This window comes from Pseudomonas sp. TKO26 (assembly GCF_003225665.1).
Lineage (GTDB): Bacteria > Pseudomonadota > Gammaproteobacteria > Pseudomonadales > Pseudomonadaceae > Aquipseudomonas > Aquipseudomonas saponiphila.
Genome location: NZ_QKLN01000037.1, coordinates 49,560 through 72,799, shown reverse-complemented (window position 1 = coordinate 72,799; position 23,240 = coordinate 49,560). Strand labels below are relative to the sequence as shown.

Annotated in this window: 23 protein-coding genes and 1 riboswitch; of the genes, 6 read left to right on the top strand and 17 right to left on the bottom strand. The window is 62.9% G+C overall.

Going from position 1 to position 23,240, the window contains the following annotated elements; translation table 11 throughout:
• Positions 1-22: 22 nt before the first annotated feature.
• Genes DNK59_RS26045 through cobO form a run of 6 tightly spaced genes read right to left on the bottom strand, consistent with a single transcriptional unit; the run spans position 23 to position 5,948 of the window.
• Entirely contained in the window at positions 23-1,474 is a 1,452-nt protein-coding gene (locus tag DNK59_RS26045) for a cobyric acid synthase (protein ID WP_110725097.1), read from the bottom strand.
• Entirely contained in the window at positions 1,471-2,463 is a 993-nt protein-coding gene (gene cobD / locus DNK59_RS26040) for a threonine-phosphate decarboxylase CobD (RefSeq protein ID WP_110725096.1), read from the bottom strand. Before cobD ends, DNK59_RS26045 begins: the two co-directional genes overlap by 4 nt.
• On the bottom strand, positions 2,456-3,364 hold the full coding sequence (gene cbiB, locus DNK59_RS26035) for an adenosylcobinamide-phosphate synthase CbiB (RefSeq protein ID WP_110725095.1): 909 nt from the start codon (positions 3,362-3,364) through the stop codon (positions 2,456-2,458). Before cbiB ends, cobD begins: the two co-directional genes overlap by 8 nt.
• Positions 3,361-4,011, bottom strand: a complete 651-nt coding sequence (gene bluB, locus DNK59_RS26030) for a 5,6-dimethylbenzimidazole synthase (protein ID WP_110725183.1) — start codon at positions 4,009-4,011, stop codon at positions 3,361-3,363. The genes cbiB and bluB overlap by 4 nt, the downstream gene beginning before the upstream one ends.
• Complete coding sequence (locus tag DNK59_RS26025; protein ID WP_110725094.1) at positions 4,004-5,326, bottom strand: cobyrinate a,c-diamide synthase; 1,323 nt, start codon at positions 5,324-5,326, stop codon at positions 4,004-4,006. Before DNK59_RS26025 ends, bluB begins: the two co-directional genes overlap by 8 nt.
• A 10-nt stretch (positions 5,327-5,336) precedes the next feature.
• Complete coding sequence (gene cobO / locus DNK59_RS26020) at positions 5,337-5,948, bottom strand: cob(I)yrinic acid a,c-diamide adenosyltransferase (protein WP_092311770.1); 612 nt, start codon at positions 5,946-5,948, stop codon at positions 5,337-5,339.
• Between the two features lie 79 nt (positions 5,949-6,027).
• A riboswitch (cobalamin riboswitch) is annotated at positions 6,028-6,261 on the bottom strand.
• A gap of 164 nt (positions 6,262-6,425) precedes the next feature.
• On the opposite strand from cobO, the gene DNK59_RS26015 reads away from it, so the two are divergent.
• Both DNK59_RS26015 and DNK59_RS26010 read left to right on the top strand, forming a co-directional pair.
• Entirely contained in the window at positions 6,426-7,007 is a 582-nt protein-coding gene (locus DNK59_RS26015) for a hypothetical protein (protein WP_110725093.1), read from the top strand.
• Positions 7,008-7,077: 70 nt separating this feature from the next.
• Positions 7,078-8,397 (top strand): sorbosone dehydrogenase family protein, encoded by a 1,320-nt coding sequence (locus DNK59_RS26010; RefSeq protein WP_110725092.1) that lies wholly within the window; start codon positions 7,078-7,080, stop codon positions 8,395-8,397.
• A 1-nt stretch (position 8,398) separates the two neighbouring features.
• On the opposite strand, the gene DNK59_RS26005 is transcribed toward DNK59_RS26010, so the two are convergent.
• The 6 genes from DNK59_RS26005 to DNK59_RS25980 all read right to left on the bottom strand — a co-directional run bounded on the left by DNK59_RS26005 (position 8,399) and on the right by DNK59_RS25980 (position 13,711).
• Entirely contained in the window at positions 8,399-9,061 is a 663-nt protein-coding gene (locus DNK59_RS26005) for a class I SAM-dependent methyltransferase (protein WP_110725182.1), read from the bottom strand.
• 22 nt (positions 9,062-9,083) lie between these two features.
• Positions 9,084-9,617, bottom strand: a complete 534-nt coding sequence (locus tag DNK59_RS26000) for a C40 family peptidase (protein ID WP_092311761.1) — start codon at positions 9,615-9,617, stop codon at positions 9,084-9,086.
• Positions 9,618-9,781: 164 nt separating this feature from the next.
• Complete coding sequence (locus tag DNK59_RS25995) at positions 9,782-10,402, bottom strand: C40 family peptidase (protein ID WP_110725091.1); 621 nt, start codon at positions 10,400-10,402, stop codon at positions 9,782-9,784.
• Between the two features lie 223 nt (positions 10,403-10,625).
• Positions 10,626-11,330 carry a DnaA regulatory inactivator Hda gene (hda, locus tag DNK59_RS25990; RefSeq protein WP_007898944.1) on the bottom strand — a complete coding sequence of 235 codons (705 nt, stop codon included), beginning with the start codon at positions 11,328-11,330 and terminating at the stop codon, positions 10,626-10,628.
• A 228-nt stretch (positions 11,331-11,558) separates the two neighbouring features.
• Positions 11,559-12,632: an AI-2E family transporter gene (locus DNK59_RS25985; RefSeq protein ID WP_110725090.1), complete on the bottom strand. Its 1,074-nt coding sequence runs from the start codon at positions 12,630-12,632 to the stop codon at positions 11,559-11,561.
• Between the two features lie 38 nt (positions 12,633-12,670).
• Positions 12,671-13,711 (bottom strand): DUF2066 domain-containing protein, encoded by a 1,041-nt coding sequence (locus tag DNK59_RS25980; protein ID WP_110725089.1) that lies wholly within the window; start codon positions 13,709-13,711, stop codon positions 12,671-12,673.
• 370 nt (positions 13,712-14,081) lie between these two features.
• Here DNK59_RS25980 and purM point away from each other — a divergent pair, with 370 nt between their 5' ends.
• The 4 genes from purM to DNK59_RS25960 all read left to right on the top strand — a co-directional run bounded on the left by purM (position 14,082) and on the right by DNK59_RS25960 (position 16,997).
• On the top strand, positions 14,082-15,140 hold the full coding sequence (gene purM, locus DNK59_RS25975; protein WP_110725088.1) for a phosphoribosylformylglycinamidine cyclo-ligase: 1,059 nt from the start codon (positions 14,082-14,084) through the stop codon (positions 15,138-15,140).
• Between the two features lie 11 nt (positions 15,141-15,151).
• A complete protein-coding gene (purN, locus tag DNK59_RS25970; protein WP_110725181.1) occupies positions 15,152-15,802 on the top strand; it encodes a phosphoribosylglycinamide formyltransferase in 651 nt (216 codons plus the stop codon).
• A gap of 8 nt (positions 15,803-15,810) precedes the next feature.
• Positions 15,811-16,524 carry a DUF3108 domain-containing protein gene (locus DNK59_RS25965; RefSeq protein WP_047305628.1) on the top strand — a complete coding sequence of 238 codons (714 nt, stop codon included), beginning with the start codon at positions 15,811-15,813 and terminating at the stop codon, positions 16,522-16,524.
• Between the two features lie 284 nt (positions 16,525-16,808).
• The gene (locus DNK59_RS25960) at positions 16,809-16,997 is read left to right on the top strand and encodes a hypothetical protein (protein ID WP_092311746.1); all 189 of its coding nucleotides are present in this window, start codon (positions 16,809-16,811) and stop codon (positions 16,995-16,997) included.
• 95 nt (positions 16,998-17,092) lie between these two features.
• On the opposite strand, the gene DNK59_RS25955 is transcribed toward DNK59_RS25960, so the two are convergent.
• From DNK59_RS25955 to cysM, 5 genes are all read right to left on the bottom strand, one after another.
• Positions 17,093-17,632, bottom strand: a complete 540-nt coding sequence (locus DNK59_RS25955) for a DUF2058 domain-containing protein (RefSeq protein WP_060840548.1) — start codon at positions 17,630-17,632, stop codon at positions 17,093-17,095.
• Between the two features lie 26 nt (positions 17,633-17,658).
• The gene (gene mazG / locus DNK59_RS25950) at positions 17,659-18,492 is read right to left on the bottom strand and encodes a nucleoside triphosphate pyrophosphohydrolase (RefSeq protein ID WP_110725180.1); all 834 of its coding nucleotides are present in this window, start codon (positions 18,490-18,492) and stop codon (positions 17,659-17,661) included.
• Positions 18,493-18,516: 24 nt separating this feature from the next.
• Positions 18,517-20,760 carry a GTP diphosphokinase gene (gene relA, locus DNK59_RS25945; RefSeq protein WP_092311743.1) on the bottom strand — a complete coding sequence of 748 codons (2,244 nt, stop codon included), beginning with the start codon at positions 20,758-20,760 and terminating at the stop codon, positions 18,517-18,519.
• A 122-nt stretch (positions 20,761-20,882) separates the two neighbouring features.
• Entirely contained in the window at positions 20,883-22,235 is a 1,353-nt protein-coding gene (rlmD, locus tag DNK59_RS25940; protein WP_110725087.1) for a 23S rRNA (uracil(1939)-C(5))-methyltransferase RlmD, read from the bottom strand.
• A complete protein-coding gene (cysM, locus tag DNK59_RS25935; RefSeq protein WP_060840551.1) occupies positions 22,235-23,137 on the bottom strand; it encodes a cysteine synthase CysM in 903 nt (300 codons plus the stop codon). The genes rlmD and cysM overlap by 1 nt, the downstream gene beginning before the upstream one ends.
• Positions 23,138-23,240: the final 103 nt, after the last annotated feature.

Below are 23,240 nucleotides of genomic sequence, written 5' to 3'. Positions count from 1 at the left end.
GAAATGAATGTTCATCGCAGTTCTAGCGACCACAGAGCGTGAGCAGCGCGGCGGTGTCCAGATGTCGCTCCACCAGATCCGCCAGACGCTCGATATCGCGCTCGCGCAAGGCGTGGTAGTCCACCTCCTGGACCGCCTCCAGGCCAGCCCAGCGCAACAGCGCGCTGCAGGCCGCCGGGGTTTCGAACAGGCCATGCAGGTAGGTGCCGAGAATCTGCCCATCGGCGCTCAAGGCACCGTCGCTACGTCCATCGTCCAACTGCACGGCGGCCTGCTCCAGGGCTGGTCCACGAGTGACCCCGGCGTGAATCTCATAGCCACTGACCGGCGCATTCTCCAGGGTCAGGCGGCCACTGACGTTGCGCAGCTGCTTCTCCTTTTCCAGCACGGTTACAAAGGCCAGCAGGCCCAGACCCGGGCTGGAACCGGCTGCACCCTCCAGGCCCAGCGGGTCGTGCACCTGCTCGCCGAGCATCTGCAGGCCGCCGCAAATACCCAGCACCTTGCCGCCGTAGCGCAAGTGCCGGGCAAGCGCTTGCTCCCAGCCGTTGCTGCGCAGGTAGGCCAGGTCGCCGCGCACGCTTTTCGAACCGGGGAGGATGATCAGGTCGGCGGCGGGAATCGCCTGCCCGGGCCCGATGAATTGCAAGTCGACCTGGGGATGCAAGCGCAGCGGGTCGAAATCCGTGTGGTTGCTGATCCGCGGCAACACCGGCACCACCACCTTGAGCACGTGCTCGACCTTGCCGGCCTGACGTCGATCGATGCCGTCCTCGGCTTCCAGGTGCAGGTCCATCACATAGGGCAGCACCCCGAGCACCGGCTTGCCAGTGCGGGCCTCCAGCCAGTCCAGTCCCGGTTGCAGCAGGGCCAGGTCGCCTCGGAAGCGGTTGATGATGAAGCCCTTGACCCGCGCCTGTTCACTAGGCGACAGCAGCTCCAGGGTGCCCACCAGATGGGCGAACACCCCGCCACGGTTGATATCGGCGATCAGCAGCACCGGGCAGTCCACCGCCTCGGCGAAACCCATGTTGGCGATGTCGCCGGCACGCAGATTGATCTCCGCCGGCGAGCCGGCGCCCTCCACCATCACCACCTCATAAGCACCCCGCAGGCGCTCATGGGAAGCCAGCACCGCCTGCATGGCGATGGCCTTGTAGTCGTGATAGGCCACGGCATTCATGGTGGTCACGGCACGACCGTGAATGATCACCTGGGAGCCGGTGTCGCTGTTGGGCTTGAGCAACACCGGGTTCATGTCGGTGTGGGGCGCCAGGTTGGCCGCCTGGGCCTGGACCGCCTGGGCCCGACCGATTTCGCCACCCTCGGCGGTCACCGCACTGTTGAGCGCCATGTTCTGCGGCTTGAACGGCACCACGCTGACGCCCTGGCGCAGCAGCCAGCGACACAGCGCGGTAACCAGGGTGCTCTTGCCGGCATCCGAGGTGGTGCCCTGCACCATCAGGGTGGTCATGGGTATTCCTTGCGATAGGCCTGCAGCGCCTGCTCCAGGCGTGCCCAATCGGCATCGTCGGCGGGCAGGCCGAAACGCAGGCTGCTGTTGTGAACGAACAGCCGCAGCAGAATGCCGCGCCGCGCCATGAATTGATAAAGCCGCTCGGCCTCGACGGTGATCAGCCATTGGAACAGTGCACAGCCACCCTGTGGCTTGAAGCCGAAGCCTTCCAGGATCTCACTCAGGCGCTGACTGGCCGCCTCGCTGCGCAGGCGCTGCCGCGCATGCCCCTCGACATCCCGCAGGCACGCCTGTCCCAGCACCCGGGTCGGTCCACTGACCGCCCAGGGCCCCACCTGCTCCGCCAGCAGCTTGAGCAGCCGGCGCTCGGCCAGGACAAATCCCAGGCGCACGCCGGCGAGGCCAAAGAACTTGCCAAACGAACGCAGGACAATCAGCCCCACCTGATGAGCATGGCGCGCCAGGCTCAGGTCCGGGGTGTTGTCCATGAAGGCTTCATCCACCACCAGCCAGCCGCCGCGTTGGGCCAGGCGCGCGTGCCAATCCAGCAGGCGCGCCGGAGTCAGGCTCAGGCCGGTGGGGTTGTTGGGGTTGACCACCACCAGCACATCGAGGCTGTCGAGAAAGAAATCCACTTCCTGCTCCAGCACCTCTCGCACCCGGTAGCCACTGCGGCGCCAGGCTTCGGCGTGCTCGGCATAACAGGGCGACAACACCCCGACCTTGCCCGCCCGCCGCAGTCGCGGCAGCAATTGGATCGCGGCCTGGGAACCGGCCACCGGCAATACCTCGTCGGCTCCGTAATAGGCACAGGCCGCCTGCTCCAGACCGTCATCGGTTTCCGGCAGGCGCGCCCAGGCCCGCAGGGGAATGGCCGGCACGGGAAACGGCCAGGGCGCCAATCCGCTGGACAGGTCCAGCCAGGCCTCTTCGGCAATCCCGTATTCCTGGGCCGCCTTGCGCAACCTTCCACCGTGCTCAAGCATAGAATTCAGCCCCCAGGCACAGAATCAACAACCACAGCCAGACACCTCGCTGCACCAACTGCCAGCCGCGATCAATGGAGTCGGCACTGGCCGGCTCGCCTTCGCCCAGAGGCGGACGCTGATGCAACTCACCGTGATAGATCGCCGCCCCGCCCAGCTCCACACCCAGGGCTCCCGCTCCGGCCGCCATGACCGGGCCGGCATTCGGGCTGTCCCAGGTCGGGCCCTGGCGGTGCCAGCACCGCAGCGCCAGACGGGTCTTGCCGAGTAAGGCGTAGGTCAGGGCCACCAAACGCGCAGGAATGTAATTGAGCAGGTCGTCGATCTTCGCCGCCGCCCAGCCGAAACGCTCGAAGCGCTCGTTACGGTAGCCCCACATCGCATCCAGGGTGTTGCTCAGGCGATAGAGCACCACCCCCGGCGCGCCGGCCACGGCAAACCAGAACAACGCGGCGAACACCGCGTCGCTGCCGTTCTCCAGCACCGATTCGGTAGCCGCACGGGCCACGGCGGAGGCGTCCAGTTCGCTGGTCTGGCGGCTCACCAGGAACCCCACCCGGCGCCGGGCTTCCTGCAGATCATCGCTGCGCAAGGCCCTGGCCACCGGCTCGACGTGCTCGCCAAGACTGCGCAGGCCCAGAGCGCAATACAGCGCCAGGATCTCCACCAGCCAACCGATGTAGGGCAGCCAGGACAGGGCGGTGGCCAACAGGGTCAGGGGCAGTACCGCCAGCACCCAGGCGCTGACGCCATGGCTGCGCCAGCCTCGGCCCGCAGCGTTGAAACGTTGCTCGATACGATCCGCCATGCGGCCGAAGGCCACCAGCGGATGCCAGCGCTTGGGCTCACCCAGCAGCGCATCCAGCGCCACCCCGGCGACACTCAGCAACGCCACGCTCATTGACTCACTCCCCAGTAATTTTCATACAGCAACTCACTCAATGGCCGGGGCTGCGCCCAGCCCTGCAGCGCCAGCATCGGCGCCGGATAGAACTCGGTAACCGGTCCCAGGCACAGCACGGCCAGGGGCTTGGCACCGGCGGGCAATCCCAGCAGGTCAGCCAGGGCCTGGGGCTCGAACAGCGATACCCAGCCCATGCCCAGGCCTTCGCTGCGCGCCGCCAGCCAGAGGTTCTGAATGGCACAGGACAGCGAGGCCAGGTCCATTTCCGGCAGGGTCCGCCGGCCGAAGACATGCCGCTCGCGGCCGTCCATCAGGGCCGCCACCAGCACCTCGGCACAGTCATGAATGCCCTCGACCTTAAGCTGCATGAACTCATCGGAACGCTCGCCCAGCGCCTCGGCGGTGCGCACCCGCTCCTCCTCCACCAACTGCTGGATGCGCCCGCGCAACGGGCGATCGCTGATGCGGATAAAACGCCAGGGCTGCATCAGCCCCACGCTGGGCGCCTGATGCGCCGCCTCCAGCAAACGGCGCAGCAACTCGGGCGCGACACTGCCACCGGCGAAATGCCGCATGTCCCGGCGTTCGGCGATGGCGCGATACACGGCCTCACGCTCCGCCGCAGAAAATCCCTGCTCACTCACCACTCACACTCCCTGCAGGAGCCGGAGCGAACAATGCCGCTACCGCTGCCGGATTGGATGGAAAGTAGAAGTGCACATAAGAAGCGGTCATGCGTCCATCGCGATACACCGCCTCCGCCCCGCGCCCACCGTTGGGACTGATGCCACGGGCAATCGGCTCAAGGGCGGTCGTGGTCAGGGAGTGATGGTAGGTATGACCACGCAAGCTGCCCTCCGGCAACTCCACGGCCTGCAAGGCCAGGGCCGCCAGACGCTTCTGCATCACCGCCGCGCCGGGCAGCAGCCCCAACAGCTCGGCACTCTGGCCTTCGACGTCGGTCAGGGAGTCGAGCAGGTAAAGCATGCCGCCACACTCGGCGAGCAACGGCTTGCCCGCGCCATGGTGGGCACGAATCGCGTCGAGCATGGCGCGGTTCTGCGCCAGGGCCTGGTGATGCAACTCTGGGTAGCCACCGGGCAGGTACAGGCTGTCCGCCTCTGGCAACTGCGCGTCATGGATAGGGGAGAAGAAATGCAACTGCGCGCCCATGGCCCGCAACAGATCGAGGCTGGCACCGTAGGTAAAGGCAAACGCCTCGTCACGGGCCACGGCGATGCGCACCCCCTCCAGCAAGGGCTCGCAAGCCACTGGGGTTGGCGCGGCAAAACTCACGGCGGGCGGCAACTCCACCTGACAACTGCTGGCCAGCGCCTCGGCGGCGGCATCCAGGCGCAGGTCGAGATCATTCAGTTCACGGGCCTGCACCAGCCCCAGGTGGCGGCTGGGCAGTTCGATATCGGTTTCCCGGGACAGGGCGCCGTACCAGCGCAAGCCCTCGGTAAGGCTGCCTTCGAGCAACTGCGCGTGGCGCAAGGTGCCGACCCGGTTGGCCAGCACCCCGGCGAACGGCAGGTCCGGCTGATAGCGGGCCAAGCCCAGGGCCAGCGCGCCGAAGGTCTGGGCCATGGCGGTGCCATCGATCACCCCCAGCACCGGCACCCCGAAATGCCGCGCCAGATCGGCGCTGGAGGGAGTACCGTCGAACAGCCCCATGACCCCTTCGATCAGGATCAGGTCGGCCTCAGCCGCGGCTTCCCAGAGCAAGCGCCGGCTTTCCTGTTCGCCCACCATCCACATGTCCAGCTGGTACACCGGAGCGCCGCTGGCACGTTCGAGAATCATCGGGTCGAGAAAGTCCGGACCGCATTTGAACACCCGGACCTTGCGCCCCTGATTGCGGTGCAGGCGAGCCAGGGCGGCGGTCACGGTGGTCTTGCCCTGGCCGGAAGCCGGTGCGGCGATCAATACCGCCGGGCAATGACGAACATCGGTCATGAAATCACGCTCACAGCTCAACACCTTTCTGCGCCTTGATGCCGGCCTGGAAGGCATGCTTGACCATGCCCATTTCGGTGACGGTATCCGCCAGTTCGATCAGTTCCGGCTTGGCCCCACGGCCGGTCACCACCACATGCTGCATGGGCGGCCGGGCTTGCAGGTCGCTGAGCACCTGATCCAGATCCAGGTAGCCGTGCTTGAGGGCGATGTTCAGCTCGTCGAGCACCACCAGACCGATGCCCGGGTCGCTCAGCAGTTCCTTGGATACCGCCCAGGCAGCTTCGGCCGCGGCGATATCGCGCTGGCGATCCTGGGTTTCCCAGGTAAAGCCCTCGCCCATCACATGAAAGCGCACCTGCGGCGCAAAACGCCGGAAGAACAGTTCTTCGCCAGTGCTGTTACGGCCCTTGATGAACTGCACCACACCGCACTGCATGCCATGGCCCATGGAACGCGCCAGCATGCCGAAAGCCGAACTGCTCTTGCCCTTGCCATTGCCGGTCAACACCAGCAACAGGCCACATTCGTTGGGCGAGTTGGCGATGCGCTCATCGATCACGGCTTTCTTGCGCAACATGCGCGCCACATGGCGCTCGTCACGATCGGGGGATTCACTCATGGGGCAGCTCTCCGTTGGGGCTGGGGAACGGCGGGCAGGAAAAGGAATAGACGGCGCAAGCCTGGCATCGCCCACCGTGATGCCGTTGGATGGATCAGGCCGGTCTCCGGGCTCATGAGGGGCATTGCTGCCTGACTGCGCGCCTTCCCATGTCGTGGACACAGTGGCATCTGGCGCAGCCTTGACTCATCTACCGTTGCGGGGGCAGCGCCGGAATCGTCGCCATGTCCATCGCTGGAACAGGCCCTGACCGGCTTCCCTGTTTCACTCTGTCGACCAGCGGCCACAGAGCACCTGAAACAAGTCGCGAAGGTTAGAGGGTTGGGGGTGGAGCGTCAATTAAAGCCAGCCGTCGCACAACACACAAAACTGCACCGCATCAACAAACTGGCGCCAATCTTGTGCCACACTCAGCACATTGATATCAAATAGCCATAACTCACCCCAACCGCCAGACAATAACAAGGACGGACCCCGATGCAAGGCATGATCATCAGCAATCCAAAGCTGGAATTCCTGCGCCCGATGCTGGAACGCTGGTTTGATTGCATTGACCGCTACAACGCCGTTCGCGGCGATAGCGAAACCCCTTACTGGTTCGACGAGCAGGCCAACCTGGGATTGCTTTCCACCGCCGCCTGGATGGCGGAGATGGTCAGCCTCGAACACAGCCCCAGCAAAAAACAGCAGGAGGAAGGCGCCCGCAACGCACGCACCGATCTGTACCTGGCCACCCGGGAAGAGCGCGCCTACATTCAGGCCACCCAGCGCTGGCCCCAGGTCAATGGCTTGCACCTGACCCAGGCCTTGCTCGACGTTGCCGGTGACGCGAGAAAAATCAGCTACCCCAGCGACCTGCGGCTCGGCTGCCTGTTTGTCAGCCCGCAAAAGGCTCAGCACAGCGCCACCCCGGAAGAACTTCAGGACATGCTCGACGAACTACAAAAGGAACACTGCTGCGCGGTGGCCTGGTACTTTCCGTACGCCTATCGCAAGTTGCGCAACGAGGCCGGCCAGTACCATCCCGGGGTTGCCGTACTGTTCAAGGAGGCCCGCTGATCAGGCGGAACCATACGCCGGCTATGCTCCTCTATGACAAGGACGTCCGTGCACTCATAGGGAAATCAGCATGCTCAAGTCTCGACACGCTTTGCTTATCGCGATCGCCGCCAGCCTTACGGCCTGCGGCGAAACCTCCAGCCTGCAAGTTTCCGACGGCACCGGCCCCAGCCCCAAGCTGCCGGAGCCCAATCCGACGCTGATCCCCACGGTGAACATCGCCCCGGCGATTGGCTGGCCCAAGGGTACCCAGCCATTGGCGGCAGCCGGCACCCAGGTCAATGCCTTCGCCGAAGACCTCGATCATCCGCGCTGGCTCTATGTCCTGCCCAACGGCGACGTGTTGGTGGCGGAAACCAACGCACCGCCCAAACCCGATGACAGCCAGGGCATTCGCGGCTGGATCGCCGGGAAAATCATGGGCCGCGCCGGCGCTGCGGTGCCCAGCGCCAACCGCATTACCCTGCTGAGGGACCAGGATCACGATGGCGTGGCCGAAACCCGCAGCGTGTTCCTGGACCACCTGAATTCGCCGTTCGGCATGACCCTGGTCGGCAATGACCTGTATGTGGCGGACACCGACAAGCTGCTGCGCTTTCCTTACCAGAACGGCGACACCCGGATCACTGCGGCCGGCACCAAGGTCGTCGACCTGCCCGGTGGCACACTCAATCACCATTGGACCAAGAACGTCATCGCCAGCCCGGACGGGAGCAAGCTCTACGTCACCGTGGGCTCCAACAGCAACGTCGGGGAAAATGGCCTGGACCAGGAACAGGGCCGCGCGGCGATCTGGGAGGTGGACCGGACCAGCGGCCAGCATCGCCTGTTCGCCACCGGCTTGCGCAATCCCAACGGTCTGGCCTGGGAGCCGGTCAGCGGGGCGCTGTGGACCGCGGTGAACGAGCGCGACGAGATCGGCAGCGACCTGGTGCCGGACTACATCACCTCGGTCAAGGACGGCGCCTTCTACGGCTGGCCCTTCAGCTACTACGGGCAGCATGTGGATGCCCGGGTCAAACCGCAGAACCTCGACCTGGTGAGCAAGGCCATTACCCCGGACTACGCCGTTGGCCCGCACACCGCCTCTCTGGGGCTGACCTTCGCCCAAGGCAGCAAGCTCCCCGCCCCGTTCACCGAAGGCGCGTTCATCGGTCAGCATGGCTCATGGAACCGCAAGCCCCACAGTGGCTACAAAGTCATCTTCGTCCCCTTCAGCGCCGGCAAGCCCCAGGGACCACCCGTGGACGTGCTCAGCGGCTTTCTCAGCGCCGATGAAAAAGCCTATGGACGCCCGGTTGGGGTAGTGATCGATCGGCAAGGCGACTTGCTGGTGGCCGATGACGTCGGCAACACGATCTGGCGGGTATCGGCTGCCAAAGCCCCCTGACTCAGCGCTTGCGGCACAGGGTCAAGCCGTCCCCCAGGGGCAGCAGAGACAAGTCGATGCGCGAGTCATCCTTCAAGGCCCGATTGAGCGCCTGGATGGCTCGGGTATCTTCGCTGGCGGGCGCCACCTCCAGCACACGCCCGCTCCACAAGGTGTTGTCGAATACCGCCAGGCCACCGACTCGCAACAGACGCAAGGCGGACTCCAGATAGGCCGGGTAATTGGCTTTATCGGCATCGATGAAGATCAAGTCGAAAGACTCATGCCGGCCGGCCAACTCCAGGCCGACCAGGGCTTCCAGCGCCGGAGCCAGGCGCAGCTCGATGCGTTGCTCAAGGCCCGCCTCCTGCCAGTAACGGCGGGCCGTGGCGTTGTAGTCACCGGGCAGGTCGCAACAGATCAACGAGCCGTCAGAGGGAAGGGCCTGAGCCATACACAAGGCGCTGTAGCCGGTAAAGGTTCCCACTTCCAGCACCTGGCGAGCAGCGGTCAGCTTGATCAGCAGCGCAAGAAACTGCCCCTGCTCCGGCGCCACCTGCCAACGGGCATTGGGCAGGGCCTGGGTTTCATCCCGCAGACGTCGCAGCAGCGGCGTTTCGCGCAGGGACACATCCAACAGGTATTGATACAGGGCATCGTCGAGGTTGAGCGTACGCGCAGTCACAAACACCTCGACCAGAGCGGAATTATGGATTGTGCGCCAGATGTTCCGGCTGCAGCACGCGCTTGGCGCTCAGGTAGGCTTTCTGCCAGTAGGCCTTGGACAGGCTGTCGAGCTTCACCGTACCACCGGTGGCCGGGGCATGGACAAAACGCCCCTCGCCGACATAGATCCCGGCATGACTGACCTGGGAGCCGCCATTGGTGGCGAAGAAGATCAGGTCACCGGTTTGCAGGGCGTTCTTGCCCACGTCCGGCGCCTGCATGCCGATCATTTCCCGGGTCGACCGTGGCAGGGAGATACCCGCGGCATCACGGTAGACGTAGCCGATCAGGCCGCTGCAATCGAACCCGGAGTCTGGAGTATTGCCGCCCCAACGATAAGGCGTGCCGACCAGCCCCAAGGCGCGGAACAGCACATCTTCAGCGACGGGAGAAAAGGCCTGGGAGGAGTTGAAAACCGGTGCACGTACCACAGGCGCAGGTGGCGGGGTACGGCTGGCGCAGGCGCTGAGCAGCGCGGCGAGGGCAATAAGGGCAAATCGGGCCGAGGTCGACATAAGCTGAACAATCCTGATCGGGATGCGGCTTTCTCTGCCGTGGTACTGAAAACAAAACCGCGTAAGCAGGGCTTACGCGGTTAGTTTCAACAATAGATCAGGATTCTAGCGTCTACGCGCCAAACTTCAAGTAAGACTTTAACTTCGCCCTACAAACTATCCGCTTATTTGCGTGCAGTGACCACGGTTGGCGCCATGGCGAGTGCGCGCTTGGCTTCAATGAAGGTCTTGCTCCAGTAGCTGTCACCCAGGCTATCGACCCGCACACCACCGCTGCGGCGGCTGCTGGAGTGGATGAACTGATCATCGCCCAGGTAGATACCGGCATGGCTGACGCGCCCGCGACCGTTGGTGCTGAAGAACAGCAAATCACCCGGCTTGAGGTTGTTGCGCGCCACCAGAGGAGCCTTGACGTTGATCATTTCACGAGTGGAGCGCGGCAGATTCATGCCCGCCTCTTCGCGAAACAGATAACCGATGAAACCGCTGCAATCGAAGCCGGCTTCCGAGGTACCACCGAAACGGTAGCGGGTACCGATCAGGGACATGCCGCGCTCGAGGATGCTGTCAGCCAGAACTGGCAACTGGTAAGGCTTGCTGTCAGAGAACTCTGCCAGTTCCTTTTCAGTTGCCAGCTCGTCCTGGTAAACAGCGGAAGACTGATTTTTGACGGAGACTTGAGCCTGTTGGCCAGCTTGCTGCTGAGACACCGGAGTGTGGGAAGCGCAACCAAACAACAGGGTAACGAGTGCGAGAGGCACGAGGGGTGCGAAGCGATTTAGCATGGGCACGACCGTGGCTTGAAATAAATGAAGACGCGACTATGCCTTCTATCGCCCTCATTTGCAAATTCAATCGATCAGAATGTGACTTATGAGTTTCTTCCGTACATCTAAGGCTTTAAGCCCACTTCAAGTCCGCCCGTCTTTGGAAACCCTTCCAAAGGCGCGTTTTCTGACGCCTGAAATATGCCGAAGACCTGCAAGAAAACGGCTGCAAGCCTTGGTTTTACCAGCCCAGGGTTTCTTTCAGGAAGGGAATGGTCAGCTTGCGCTGAGCCTGCAACGAGGCCTGATCAAGACGCTCAAGCAGCTCGAACAGAGCACTCATGCTGCGGGTCCCACGGGTCAGGATAAAATGCCCGACTTCGTCGGTCAGATGCAGTCCACGACGAGACGCTCGTAGCTGCAAGGCACGCAATTTGTCTTCATCGGAGAGCGGGCGCATCTGAAAAATCAGCGCCAGGGTCAGTCGAGACTTCAAATCCGCCAGCTTCACCGGCAACTCACGAGGCGAGGTCGAAGCGGCAATCAGCAAACGCCGGCCACTGTCACGCAAGCGATTGAACAGATGGAACAGCGCCTCCTCCCAATCAGCCTTGCCCGCTACCGCCTGCAGGTCATCCAGACACACCAGCTCGTACTGCTCCAGGTTGTCGAGAATCTCGATACCGCGATCCAGCAGCTCCGCCAGCGGCAGATAAACCGCAGGCTCCCCCAACTGCTCAAAACGCAGACAAGCCGCCTGCAGCAAGTGCGTACGGCCCACGCCGTCCTTGCCCCAGAGATAGATCAGGCTTTCGGTCCAGCCGGCGTCGGCTTCGCAAAGGCGCTCGACGTAGCCGAGTGCTGCGGCATTGGCGCCTGGGTAGTAGTTGATGAAGGTGGCGTCGTCACGCAGACGCACACCTAGGGGCAGCTGAATCGGTTTCATGCTGACTGAACAGTTCCAAAGGAACCGTTAGTGGCCTCTGTGTAAAGTTTGCAAAGTTTATACCCGTGACGCCGAGCGCACAATGCAGCAGACCACAAGCAAAATCAAAGGTTTGCGTCAGCAAAACAGCACTCAAGGACGAACTTTGACAGCCCGGGCAACAGCCAATGAGCGCTAGCCAGCGCAGGCCCGCAAGGCGCTCATTGCCGTCACTCGCTGCGCACTGGCCTACAGATCAGGATCCTCGGCACCGCTGTAGAGGCCTGAATCCTTGTACAGATCGTGCATGTGCCGCACCAGCACCATGATCACTGCTGCCACTGGCAAGGCCAGCAGTACCCCGGTAAAACCGAACAGCTCACCGCCAGCGAGAATGGCGAAAATCACCGCCACCGGATGCAGGCCGATACGATCGCCCACCAACAACGGCGTCAGCACCATCCCCTCCAGCGCCTGCCCCACCATGAACACCGCAACGATGCCGATCATGGGATACAGTTCACCACCGAACTGGAACAGGCCGGCAGTCAGCGCCGCACCAATACCGATGACAAAGCCCATGTACGGCACGATCGCCGCCAAGCCGGCAATCAGGCCGATCAACAGCCCCAGCTCGAGCCCCACCAGCATCAGTCCTGCCGCGTAGATCATCCCCAGGGCCAGCATCACCAGCAATTGCCCACGGACAAACGCCCCTAGCACCTCATGGCACTCTCCCGCCAGAGACACCACCTGCTCTTCGCGATTGCGCGGCAGCAGACTGCGGATCTTGGCCATCATCAGGTCCCAGTCCCGCAACAGATAGAAGCTGACCACCGGAATCAGCACCAGGTTGGCCAGCCAACCGATCAGCGCCAACCCCGACGCCGTGGCCTGGCTCAGCACCACGCCAACAATGTCGGTGGTCTGGCCCATGTGCTCGCTGATCGCAGCCTTGACCTTGTCGAACTTCCAGAAGCCATCCGCCAGGCCCAATCGGGCCTGCACCCAAGGCATGGCGGTGTGCTGCACCCAATCGAGCATCTGCGGCGCCAGCTCGTAGAGGCGCAGCAACTGCTTGGCCAACATCGGCACCAGCACCAGCAACAGCGCCATGATGATCAGCGTGAACAAGGCAAACACCGCCACCACGCCCCAGGTACGCGACAGCCCCCACGCTTCCAGCCGATCCACCAGCGGGTCGAACAGATAGGCCAGCAATAGCGCCACCAGGAACGGACTGAGGATTGGATGCAACAAATAGACGAACCCACAGGCCAGGAGCACGCCCCCCAACCAGACCCAACGCCGCGTATCAGCCATAAACCACTCCTGCTTCTATATAGAAGGAAACCAATCTGCTACCAGCGAAAACGCAATTGTGCGGCCTGCGGCGCAGCAACCGCCGGCGCCGTCCCTTCAGCCCCCTGCACAGGGGCCTGTGCCTCGCCGGCAGGAATTTCCTGCAACCTGGCCAGGGACAACTGCGCCCGCAGTTGCTCTGCACTGCCATTGACCCGATAGATCACGCGATCACCATCGATGCTCTGAATCTGCGCACCAAAAGGCTCCAACAGATGCCCCAGCGCCGCGTAGTGCTCCAGAGTCATGCCCTGCACTTCCAGCAATTGTTCGCTGGAGGCTCCCGGACGCGTGACGAAACTCGGCGCCAGGCGCTGACCCCCCGCCAGCAGCACGCCATCGGCCAGCGCCGCCGTATCCGCGCCCTGAACAGTGCCCTGCTCTTTCTGATCGCCGAGCCACAAACGCCACTTGGCCTGCCATTGCCCGCCCTCTTCACGGGCATGCACCGCCAACAGTGCATCGGCGCCGTAACGCTCCGAAGCCTGGCGCAGAGGAGCCGGGTCGGCGCCTTCAAGATTGGGCGCCGTGGCAACGATCTGCTCATCCAGATCGCCCAGTGGCAGGCGCAGCGGCAGACCACGATGCTGCGCCGCACGCCGCAGAGGCGCGGCACTGGCCTGACCGTCACCGACCAGGCTCGAGCCCTCAGTGGAGTCGCTCAACCACCAGCCCAGGATCGATGGCCGGTTGCTGCCCCACAACGGCAGGCCCGCCTGGCGCAGCGCGCGATCGGTGCTGACCGGATCAAAGTCCACTTGCAGGCTTTCCGGCGGACCGGCGTCGTAGCCGTATTGGCTGATGATCTGCTGCGGATCCTTGCGAATTGCCGCCAGCCCCGCGCCCTGAGCCGCCTTGGCATCGCCGGTCAGGCGCAGCACCAGGGTCTCCAGGGCACGCTGCGTGGCCTGGTCGCGCTCCTCGGGCGACTGACTGCTCACCGGCTCGCGCACCTGATACAGGCCATTGAGGGTTTCGGCATGACTCGCCAGGCTGACCAATGACAAACAGCCCACAAACAGAAATTGACCCAGACGCATGGAAGATTCCCGACGACAAAAAAACGATTGAAACAGCGCGCAAGAACCACTGCGAGCAAGGCTGTGACCACAAGCCCCGGTAAAACATTCACCCGTCGCCCGACTGTTTTCACGCTGTCATAACGATAGCCACTTGAGCGCTATACCTTATACAGGCATGGGCAGGACCACCAACACGGCCAATCGCGGTTTTTTTAGGCGGATATGCCTCTACCCGTCGGCCCGAGGATGGCCGCTGCCCCACAAGCCTGATAAAATCGCGCGCCTTCGCAGACCGGCACCAGCCGGGCACCCTGAATCACTTTCCCAGTGCTCGGGCAGGCTCTCTGGTTCGGTCGATACCCCTGAATCCCCCCTAAAGGCCTGGATCATGAGCAAGCAACCCTCCCTGAGCTACAAAGACGCCGGTGTAGACATCGACGCCGGTGAAGCATTGGTCGAACGCATCAAGAGCGTCGCCAAGCGCACTGCGCGCCCGGAAGTCATGGGCGGCCTGGGCGGTTTCGGCGCCCTCTGCGAAATCCCGGCCGGCTACAAGCAGCCCGTACTGGTTTCCGGCACCGACGGCGTCGGCACCAAGCTGCGCCTGGCCCTGAACCTGAACAAGCACGACAGCATCGGCATCGACCTGGTTGCCATGTGCGTCAACGACCTGGTGGTCTGCGGCGCCGAGCCGCTGTTCTTCCTCGACTACTACGCCACCGGCAAGCTCAACGTGGATACCGCCGCCCAGGTGGTCACCGGTATCGGTGCCGGCTGCGAGCTGTCCGGTTGCTCCCTGGTTGGCGGCGAAACCGCTGAAATGCCCGGCATGTACGAAGGCGAAGACTACGACCTGGCCGGTTTCTGCGTCGGCGTGGTGGAAAAGGCCGAGATCATCGACGGCTCGAAAGTGGCCACCGGTGACGCCCTGCTGGCCCTGCCATCCTCCGGTCCGCACTCCAACGGCTACTCGCTGATCCGCAAGATCATCGAAGTCTCCGGCGCCGACATCGAAAGCATCCAGCTGGACGGCAAGCCACTGACCGACCTGCTGATGGCCCCGACCCGCATCTACGTCAAGCCGCTGCTGAAGCTGATCAAGGACACCGGCGCGGTCAAGGCCATGGCTCACATCACCGGCGGCGGCCTGCTGGACAATATTCCTCGCGTACTGCCAAAAGGCGCCCAGGCGGTGGTCGACGTGGCGAGCTGGAAACGCCCGGCGGTCTTCGACTGGCTGCAAGAACAAGGCAACGTCGACGAGCACGAAATGCACCGCGTTCTGAACTGCGGCGTGGGCATGGTCATCTGCGTGGCTCAGGACCAGGTTGAAAATGCCCTGAACGTCCTGCGCGAAGCAGGCGAGCAACCTTGGGTCATCGGCCAGATCGCCACCGCAGCCGAAGGCGCGGCCCAGGTCGAGCTGAAGAACCTCAAGGCTCACTGATGCAAGAGCGGATGTCGCCGACCTGTGATGTTGTGGTGCTGCTGTCCGGCACCGGCAGTAACTTGCAAGCCCTGATCGACAACGCGCGGAGCGACGACAGTCCGTTCCGCATCGCTGCCGTGATCTCCAACCGCGCCGACGCCTATGGGCTGCAGCGCGCCCAGGAAGCGGGGATCCCGACCCGCTTCCTCGATCACACCACCTTCGAAGGCCGCGAGGCCTTCGATCAGGGGCTGATCGAGCTGATTGACACCTTCCAACCGAAACTGGTGGTCTTGGCCGGATTCATGCGCATCCTCAGCGCCGGATTCGTTCGTCACTACCAGGGCCGGCTGCTGAATATCCACCCCTCGCTGCTGCCCAAATACAAAGGGTTACACACTCACCAGCGGGCGCTGGAGGCCGGGGATACTGAACACGGCTGCAGTGTGCACTTCGTGACCGAGGAACTCGATGGCGGGCCACTGGTCGTACAGGCTGTGATCCCGGTAGAGTTGCACGACTCGCCGCAAAGCCTGGCGCAGCGAGTGCACATCCAGGAACACCGGATTTACCCCATGGCCGTACGCTGGTTTGCCGAAGGTCGACTGATGCTCGGCGATCAGGGTGCTTTACTGGATGGTCAATTACTGGCCGCCAGCGGCTATTTGATTCGAACCTAGGAGATTTTATGCGTCGCGCCCTGCTCTTCGCTTGCGCTCTGTTCGCCCTGCCGGTTGTGCAGGCGGCAGACCTTCACCCGTTCTCCGCCAGCTACACCGCCGACTGGAAGCAACTGCCCATGAGCGGCACGGCTGAACGCAGCCTGGAAAAAACCGCCAATGGTGCCTGGAAACTCAGCTTCAAGGCGTCGATGATGATCGCCAGCCTGAGCGAGGAAAGCACCCTGACCCTGGACAAGGACACCCTGGTGCCCCAGTCCTATCACTTCGAGCGTGGCGGTCTGGGCAAGGCCAAGAAAGCCGACCTGGATTTCGACTGGAACGCCAAGATGGTCACCGGCACCGACCGCGGGGATGCGGTCAAGCTGCCGCTGAACACCGGCATGGTGGACAAATCCACCTACCAGTTGGCCCTGCAGCACGATGTGGCCGCCGGCAAGAAGACCATGAGCTATCAAGTGGTCGACGGCGGTGAAGTCGACACCTACGACTTCCGCGTCCTGGGTTCGGAAAAAGTCGATACCAAGGCCGGCCAGATCGATGCCATCAAGGTCGAGCGCGTCCGCGATCCGACACAAAGCAAACGCATCACCGTCATGTGGTTCGCCAAGGACTGGGATTACCTGCTGGTACGCCTGCAACAGGTGGAAACCGACGGCAAGGAGTACAACATCATGCTCCTCAACGGCACCGTCAACGGCAAGACAGTCAAAGGCAGTTAAACCGCAGCACCCTGGAAGCCTCGCGAAAGCGGGGCTTTTTTTTGCCCGGAATCGACTCGCCAAGCCCGCCCAGAGGCCCTGGCGCAACGGGGCAAAGATGAAACTTTTGTCATGAAAGATCGGCCGCTGCGGCGAAATGTCACGGTTTTCGCGGGCTGCAGGATTGTCGCCAATCCTGCAAAGGTCTGTTGCAGATTCAGGCAATTTACTTAGCAAGCTAACAAAACATATAACAGAGGCCTGCACACGCCTTGCTGCAGATCAACCGAAATTGGAGCCAGCAGATGACTGTAAAAGTAACTGAACGCGACGATTCACATATGTCCCATGAAGGCGTAGCCGCGGGTGTCCGAATCTGGGATGTGCATCAACAAGACCTACTGGTGGGCATGTTCCACTCCGAGAGCGATGCCCACAGTTACAAGGCCGAACTGGAAAAACTCGAGCAGAACCGAGCGTCCCAGAGCTCCTGATTCAACCTCGACACAGAGGCGCCGGGATTCCACGCAAATCCCCCGCGCAAAAACCACCAACCCCGCCATGAGCGGGGTTGGTCGTTACAGGATGCTTACCACATCAGATCATCGGGGATCTGATAGGCCGCGTACGGATCGTCCTCGTCCGGCGCCTCGGTTGGCGTGTTCAGTTGCACGATACGTCGCGGGTCGCGCTCCTGGATCTTCAGCGCCGCCTCCCGCGGAATCACCTCATAGCCACCACCGTGGTGGACGATGGCCAGGGAACCGCTGCTCAGCTTGTTGCGCATCAGGGTGTTCACCGACAGGCGCTTGACCTTCTTGTCGTCAACGAAGTTGTAGTAGTCCTCGGTGTTCAGCTTGGGCAGACGCGAGACTTCGATCAGTTGCTTGATCTGCGCTGCACGGGCCTTCTGCTCGGCCTTCTCCTGCTGCTGACGGTTGAGCTCCTGGTCACGCTTGACCTTCTCGGCCATGGCTTCCTGGGCTGCGCGCTGCTGGGAATCATCAAGTTCGATCTGGCCTTTATGGGCCAGTCGCTGCTGCTTCTGCTTGTCTTTGCTGACCTGCTTGGCCTGCTTTTGGTTGACCAGCCCTGCTTTGAGCAACTGGTCGCGAAGGGAAAGGCTCATGGTGCTTACTCACTTAGGCAACGGCCTCAGCCGCAGCTGGGCAAATTCTTTTCCTGACGTTTGGCTTCACCCCACAGGGCATCCAAGTCTTCGAGGGTGCAATCTTCCACGGGACGACCGGTGTCGCGCAATGCCTGCTCGATAAATCGGAAGCGCCGATCGAACTTGGCATTGGCGCTACGCAGGGCGGTTTCCGGGTCGACCTTGAGATGCTTGGCCAGGTTGACCACGACAAACAGCAAGTCACCGATTTCATCGGTGATGGCCGCCGGGTCGTTGTCGGCCATGGCCTCCAGCACCTCGTCCAGTTCTTCACGCACCTTGTCCACCACCGGCAGGGCATCCGGCCAGTCGAAGCCGACCTGCGCCGCGCGCTTTTGCAACTTGGCCGCGCGGGACAGGGCCGGCAGGGCCACCGGCACATCATCGAGCAGGGACAACTGCTGCGGAGCGTCGGACTTCTCTGCGCGCTCCTCGGCCTTGATCTGCTCCCAGCGCTCCTTGACCTGCTCCTCATCGAGCCGCGGGATATCCAGCGGCGCGTACAGATCACCAGTAGGGAACACATGGGGATGCCGACGGATCAGCTTGCGGGTGATGCTGTCCACCACACCGTCGAATTCGAACCGCCCCTCCTCCCGGGCCAGCTGGCTGTAATACACCACCTGGAACAGCAGGTCGCCCAGCTCACCCTGCAAGTGGTCGAAGTCGCCGCGCTCGATGGCGTCGGCGACCTCGTAGGCCTCCTCAAGGGTATGGGGGACGATGCTGGCGTAGGTCTGCTTGATGTCCCACGGGCAACCGTATTGCGGGTCCCGCAGGCGCGCCATCAGGTGCAAAAGGTCTTCAAGGCTGTACATCAGTTCATCCATTTCATGCGGGCATCACGGGGTTCGATTGCGCCGGGTCTCGATGATGTTCGGCAGCTGGGATATGCGCCCCAGCAAACGTCCCAATGCGTCCAGGCCCGGAATCTCGATGGTCAGGGACATCAACGCGGTGTTGTCCTCCTTGTTCGAGCGGGTATTGACCGCCAGTACGTTGATCCGCTCGTTGAGCAGTACCTGGGACACGTCACGCAGCAGACCGGAACGGTCGTAGGCGCGGATGATGATGTCCACCGGATAGGTGAGCACCGGCACCGGCCCCCAGCTGACCTGAATGATCCGCTCCGGCTCGCGTCCGGCCAGTTGCAGCACCGAGGCACAGTCCTGGCGGTGAATGCTCACCCCGCGGCCCTGGGTGATGTAACCGACGATCGCATCCCCCGGCAGCGGCTGGCAGCAGCCGGCCATCTGGGTCATCAGGTTGCCCACGCCCTGGATCTGGATATCGCCGCGCTTGCCCGGCTTGTAGCCGGCGGCCTTGCGCGGGATCAGCTCCAGTTGCTCGTTGCCGCGCTCCGGCTCCACCAGTTGCTGGGCCAGGTTGACCAGTTGCGCCAGGCGCAGGTCGCCCGCGCCCAGGGCGGCAAACATGTCCTCGGCGGTCTTCATGTTGGCCTTGTCGGCCAGCTTGTCGAAGTCCACCTGGGGCAGGTCGAGACGGTTCAGTTCGCGTTCCAGCAGGGTCTTGCCGGCGGCGACGTTCTGATCGCGAGCCTGCAGCTTGAACCAGTGGACGATCTTCGCCCGCGCCCGGGACGTGGTGACGTAGCCCAGGTTCGGGTTCAGCCAGTCGCGGCTCGGCGTGCCGTGCTTGCTGGTGATGATCTCCACCTGTTCGCCGGTCTGCAGGCTGTAGTTGAGCGGCACGATGCGCCCGTTGATCTTCGCGCCCCGGCAGTTGTGACCGATCTCGGTGTGCACCCGGTAAGCGAAGTCCAGCGGCGTGGCCCCCTTGGGCAGGTCGATGGCGTGGCCGTCCGGGGTGAAGATGTACACCCGGTCCGGCTCGATATCCACCCGCAACTGTTCGGCCAGGCCACCGATGTCACCCAGTTCCTCGTGCCATTCCAGCACCTGACGCAGCCAGGAGATTTTTTCTTCGTAATGGTTGGAGCCGGACTTGACGTCGGTGCCCTTGTATTTCCAGTGGGCGCAAACCCCCAGCTCCGCTTCCTCGTGCATCGCATGGGTGCGGATCTGCACTTCCAGCACCTTGCCCTCGGGACCGATCACCGCGGTGTGCAGCGAGCGGTAGCCGTTTTCCTTGGGGTTGGCGATGTAGTCGTCGAACTCCTTGGGGATATGCCGCCACAAGGTGTGCACGATGCCCAGCGCGGTGTAGCAGTCGCGCATTTCCGGCACCAGTACCCGCACGGCGCGCACATCGTAGATCTGGCTGAACTCCAGGCCCTTGCGCTGCATTTTGCGCCAGATGGAATAGATGTGCTTGGCCCGCCCACTGATGTCGGCGTTGACCCCGGTGGCCTTCAGTTCGTTCTGCAGCTGGTTCATCACGTCGCTGATGAAGCGCTCGCGATCCAGGCGTCGCTCATGCAGGAGCTTGGCGATCTGCTTGTATTGCTCAGGCTCCAGGTAACGGAAGGACAGGTCCTCCAGCTCCCACTTGATATGGCCGATACCCAGGCGGTGAGCCAGGGGGGCGTAGATATCGAACACTTCCCGGGCAACCCGGTTGCGCTTCTCTTCGTCAGCGCCTTTCACCGCCCGAATGGCGCAAGTCCGCTCGGCCAGCTTGATCAGTGCCACGCGCACGTCATCGACCATGGCCACCAGCATCTTGCGCAGGTTTTCCACCTGGGCCTGAGTGCCGAGCACCAGGGATTGACGAGGGCTGAGACTGGCCGTGATGGCGGCCATGCGCAGTACGCCGTCGATCAGCTTGGCCACCACCGGACCAAAGCGCTGGCTGACCGCCGGCAACTGGATCTGGCCCTCGCGGACACCGCGGTACAGCACCGCGGCGACCAGGGAATCCTGATCCAGCTTGAGGTCGGCAAGGATCTCCGCAATCTCCAGGCCCGTGCTGAAACTCGACACGTCCTCGGCGCTCAGGCCCTTGGCGGCAATGTGTTTTAACTCTGCCTCGCGAGCGAACTCGCAGGCTTCTTTCAGGGCCTCACGGTCCAATGCCATATCGACGCTGACCGTATGATCGAGCCATGCCTCGAGATTGATACTGCCGTCGGTGTTGATCGGCTGGTGCGCTCTCACCTGTACCATCTTGCTTTACCTTCCCTACGACGCACATTCAATGCGTCAAATCGCTGATCCTCAACGCTCAGGGGCAGCTCGCGGGGCCAGCGAACCACACCTGAAGGATCAGTCGGATTAGACAAGCCATCCTAGCTCGCTTCGAATAACGCCATGGCCTCGACATGCGCCGTCTGAGGAAACATATCGAGGATCCCGGCACGTTTTAACTTGTAGCCCTGCTTGATCAATTCGACCGTGTCACGGGCCAGAGTTGCCGGATTGCATGACACGTAAACCAGCCGCTTGGCGCCCAGGCTCGCCAAGTGGCGAACCACCTCGAAAGCACCGTCACGGGGTGGGTCCAAGAGTACCGCAGAAAAGCCTTCATCAACCCACTCGGCAGCGCTCAGAGGCTGGGATAAATCGGCTTGAAAAAAGCGCGTGTTATGCAAATTGTTGCTAGCGGCGTTGTCAGCGGCACGCGCCACCATGGCCGCCACGCCTTCCACCGCCACCACTTCCCGCACCTGCCGGGCCAGCGGCAGGGCAAAGTTGCCCAGGCCGCAGAACAGATCCAGCACCCGCTCCTGAGGTTGCGGCGCCAGCCATTCCAGAGCCTGGGCCACCATCGCCTCGTTGACCCCGGCATTGACCTGGACGAAGTCCCCGGGTCGATACGCCAGGTGCAGATCCCAAGTCTCCAGGCGGTAGCCCAGCGACTGCAATGGATCAAAGGGTTGTGGCTCGCCTTCACCGTGCAGCCACAGTTGCGCCTGGTGGAAATCGCAGAAGTCCTTGAGGATCGAAAGGTCGCTTTCGGACAGTGGCGCCATGTGCCGCAACAGCAGGGCCAGGGCCGAACCGCTGAACAACTCGACATGCCCCAGCGCCTGGGGCTTGCTCAGGCGCCGCAACATGGCCGGCAAGCGGCTCATGATGGGTTGCAAGGCCAGTACCAGCACCGGGCAATCGTCGATGGCGACAATGTCCTGGCTGCCGGCGGCACGAAATCCCACTTCCAGCTGCTTGCCCTTGGCGTCCCAACGCACCGCCACCCGGGCGCGGCGTCGATAGCCGAACTCCGGACCGCTCAAGGGCGCTGCCCAAGCCTCGGGCTCGACCCCCGCAACCTTGGACAACTGCTCGGCGAGCATGCGCTGTTTCAGGGCAAGCTGTTCGGCGTGGGGCAGGTGCTGCACGCTGCAACCGCCGCAACGCCCGGCGTGGGCACAGGCTGCCGGGCGGCGCAGCTCACTGGCGTTGAAGATGCGCTCGGTACGGGCCTCCACCACCTTGCCATGACTGCCCAATACCCGTGCCTCGACTTCCTCACCGGCCAGGGCGCCGCTGACGAACCAGGTGCGCCCTTCGACAAAGGCGATGCCACGACCGTCGTTGGCCAGACGCTGGATGTTCAAGCGCTGCTTCTTGCCCACCGGAATCTGTGGGGCCCGACTGCCGCCCGCTGGCTGGAAGCGCAGGCCTCTCTCGTGCTTAGCCATCAGTTGGGCGCATCGAAGATGCCGGTCGACAGGTAACGATCGCCACGGTCACAGATGATCGCGACCATGACCGCGTTTTCCACTTCCCGGGACAGGCGCAGCATCGCTGCCACCGCACCACCGGAAGACACGCCGCAGAAGATGCCCTCTTCCCGGGCCAGGCGGCGGGTCACGTCTTCAGCTTCGCTCTGGGCCATGTCGACGATCCGGTCGACTCGACTGGCCTGATAGATCTTCGGCAGGTATTGCTCGGGCCAGCGGCGAATGCCGGGAATGGCCGAACCCTCCATGGGTTGCAGACCAATGATCTGCACCTCGGGGTTCTGCTCTTTCAAATAGCGCGAAGTGCCCATGATTGTGCCGGTGGTGCCCATCGAGCTGATGAAGTGGGTGATGCTGCCCTGGGTCTGGCGCCAGATTTCCGGACCGGTGCCGGTGTAGTGGGCCTCGGGATTGTCGCCGTTGGCGAACTGATCGAGCACCTTGCCACGGCCTTCGGCCTGCATGCGTTCGGCCAGGTCGCGGGCGCCTTCCATGCCCTCTTCCTGGCTGACCAGAATCAACTCGGCGCCATAGGCGGTCATCGCCGCCTTGCGCTCGGCGCTGGAGTTGTCGGGCATGATCAGGATCATCTTGTAGCCCTTGATCGCCGCAGCCATGGCCAGGGCGATGCCGGTATTACCGGAGGTCGCTTCGATCAGGGTATCGCCGGCCTGGATCTGCCCGCGCAGTTCGGCGCGCGTGATCATCGACAGTGCCGGACGGTCCTTGACCGAGCCCGCCGGGTTATTGCCCTCAAGCTTGAGCAGCAAGGTATTGCTGGTGGCGCCAGGCAGGCGCTGCAAACGAACCAGCGGGGTGTTGCCGACGCAATCGGCGATGGTGGGGTACTGCAAGGTCATGGCGTATTCGCAATCCAGACTGCGGGGGCGCCTATCATACCGGCAAACGTCCAAGCGCCATATCACGCAAAGTGCGGGACTTATGGCTTATTGATCTAAGGCC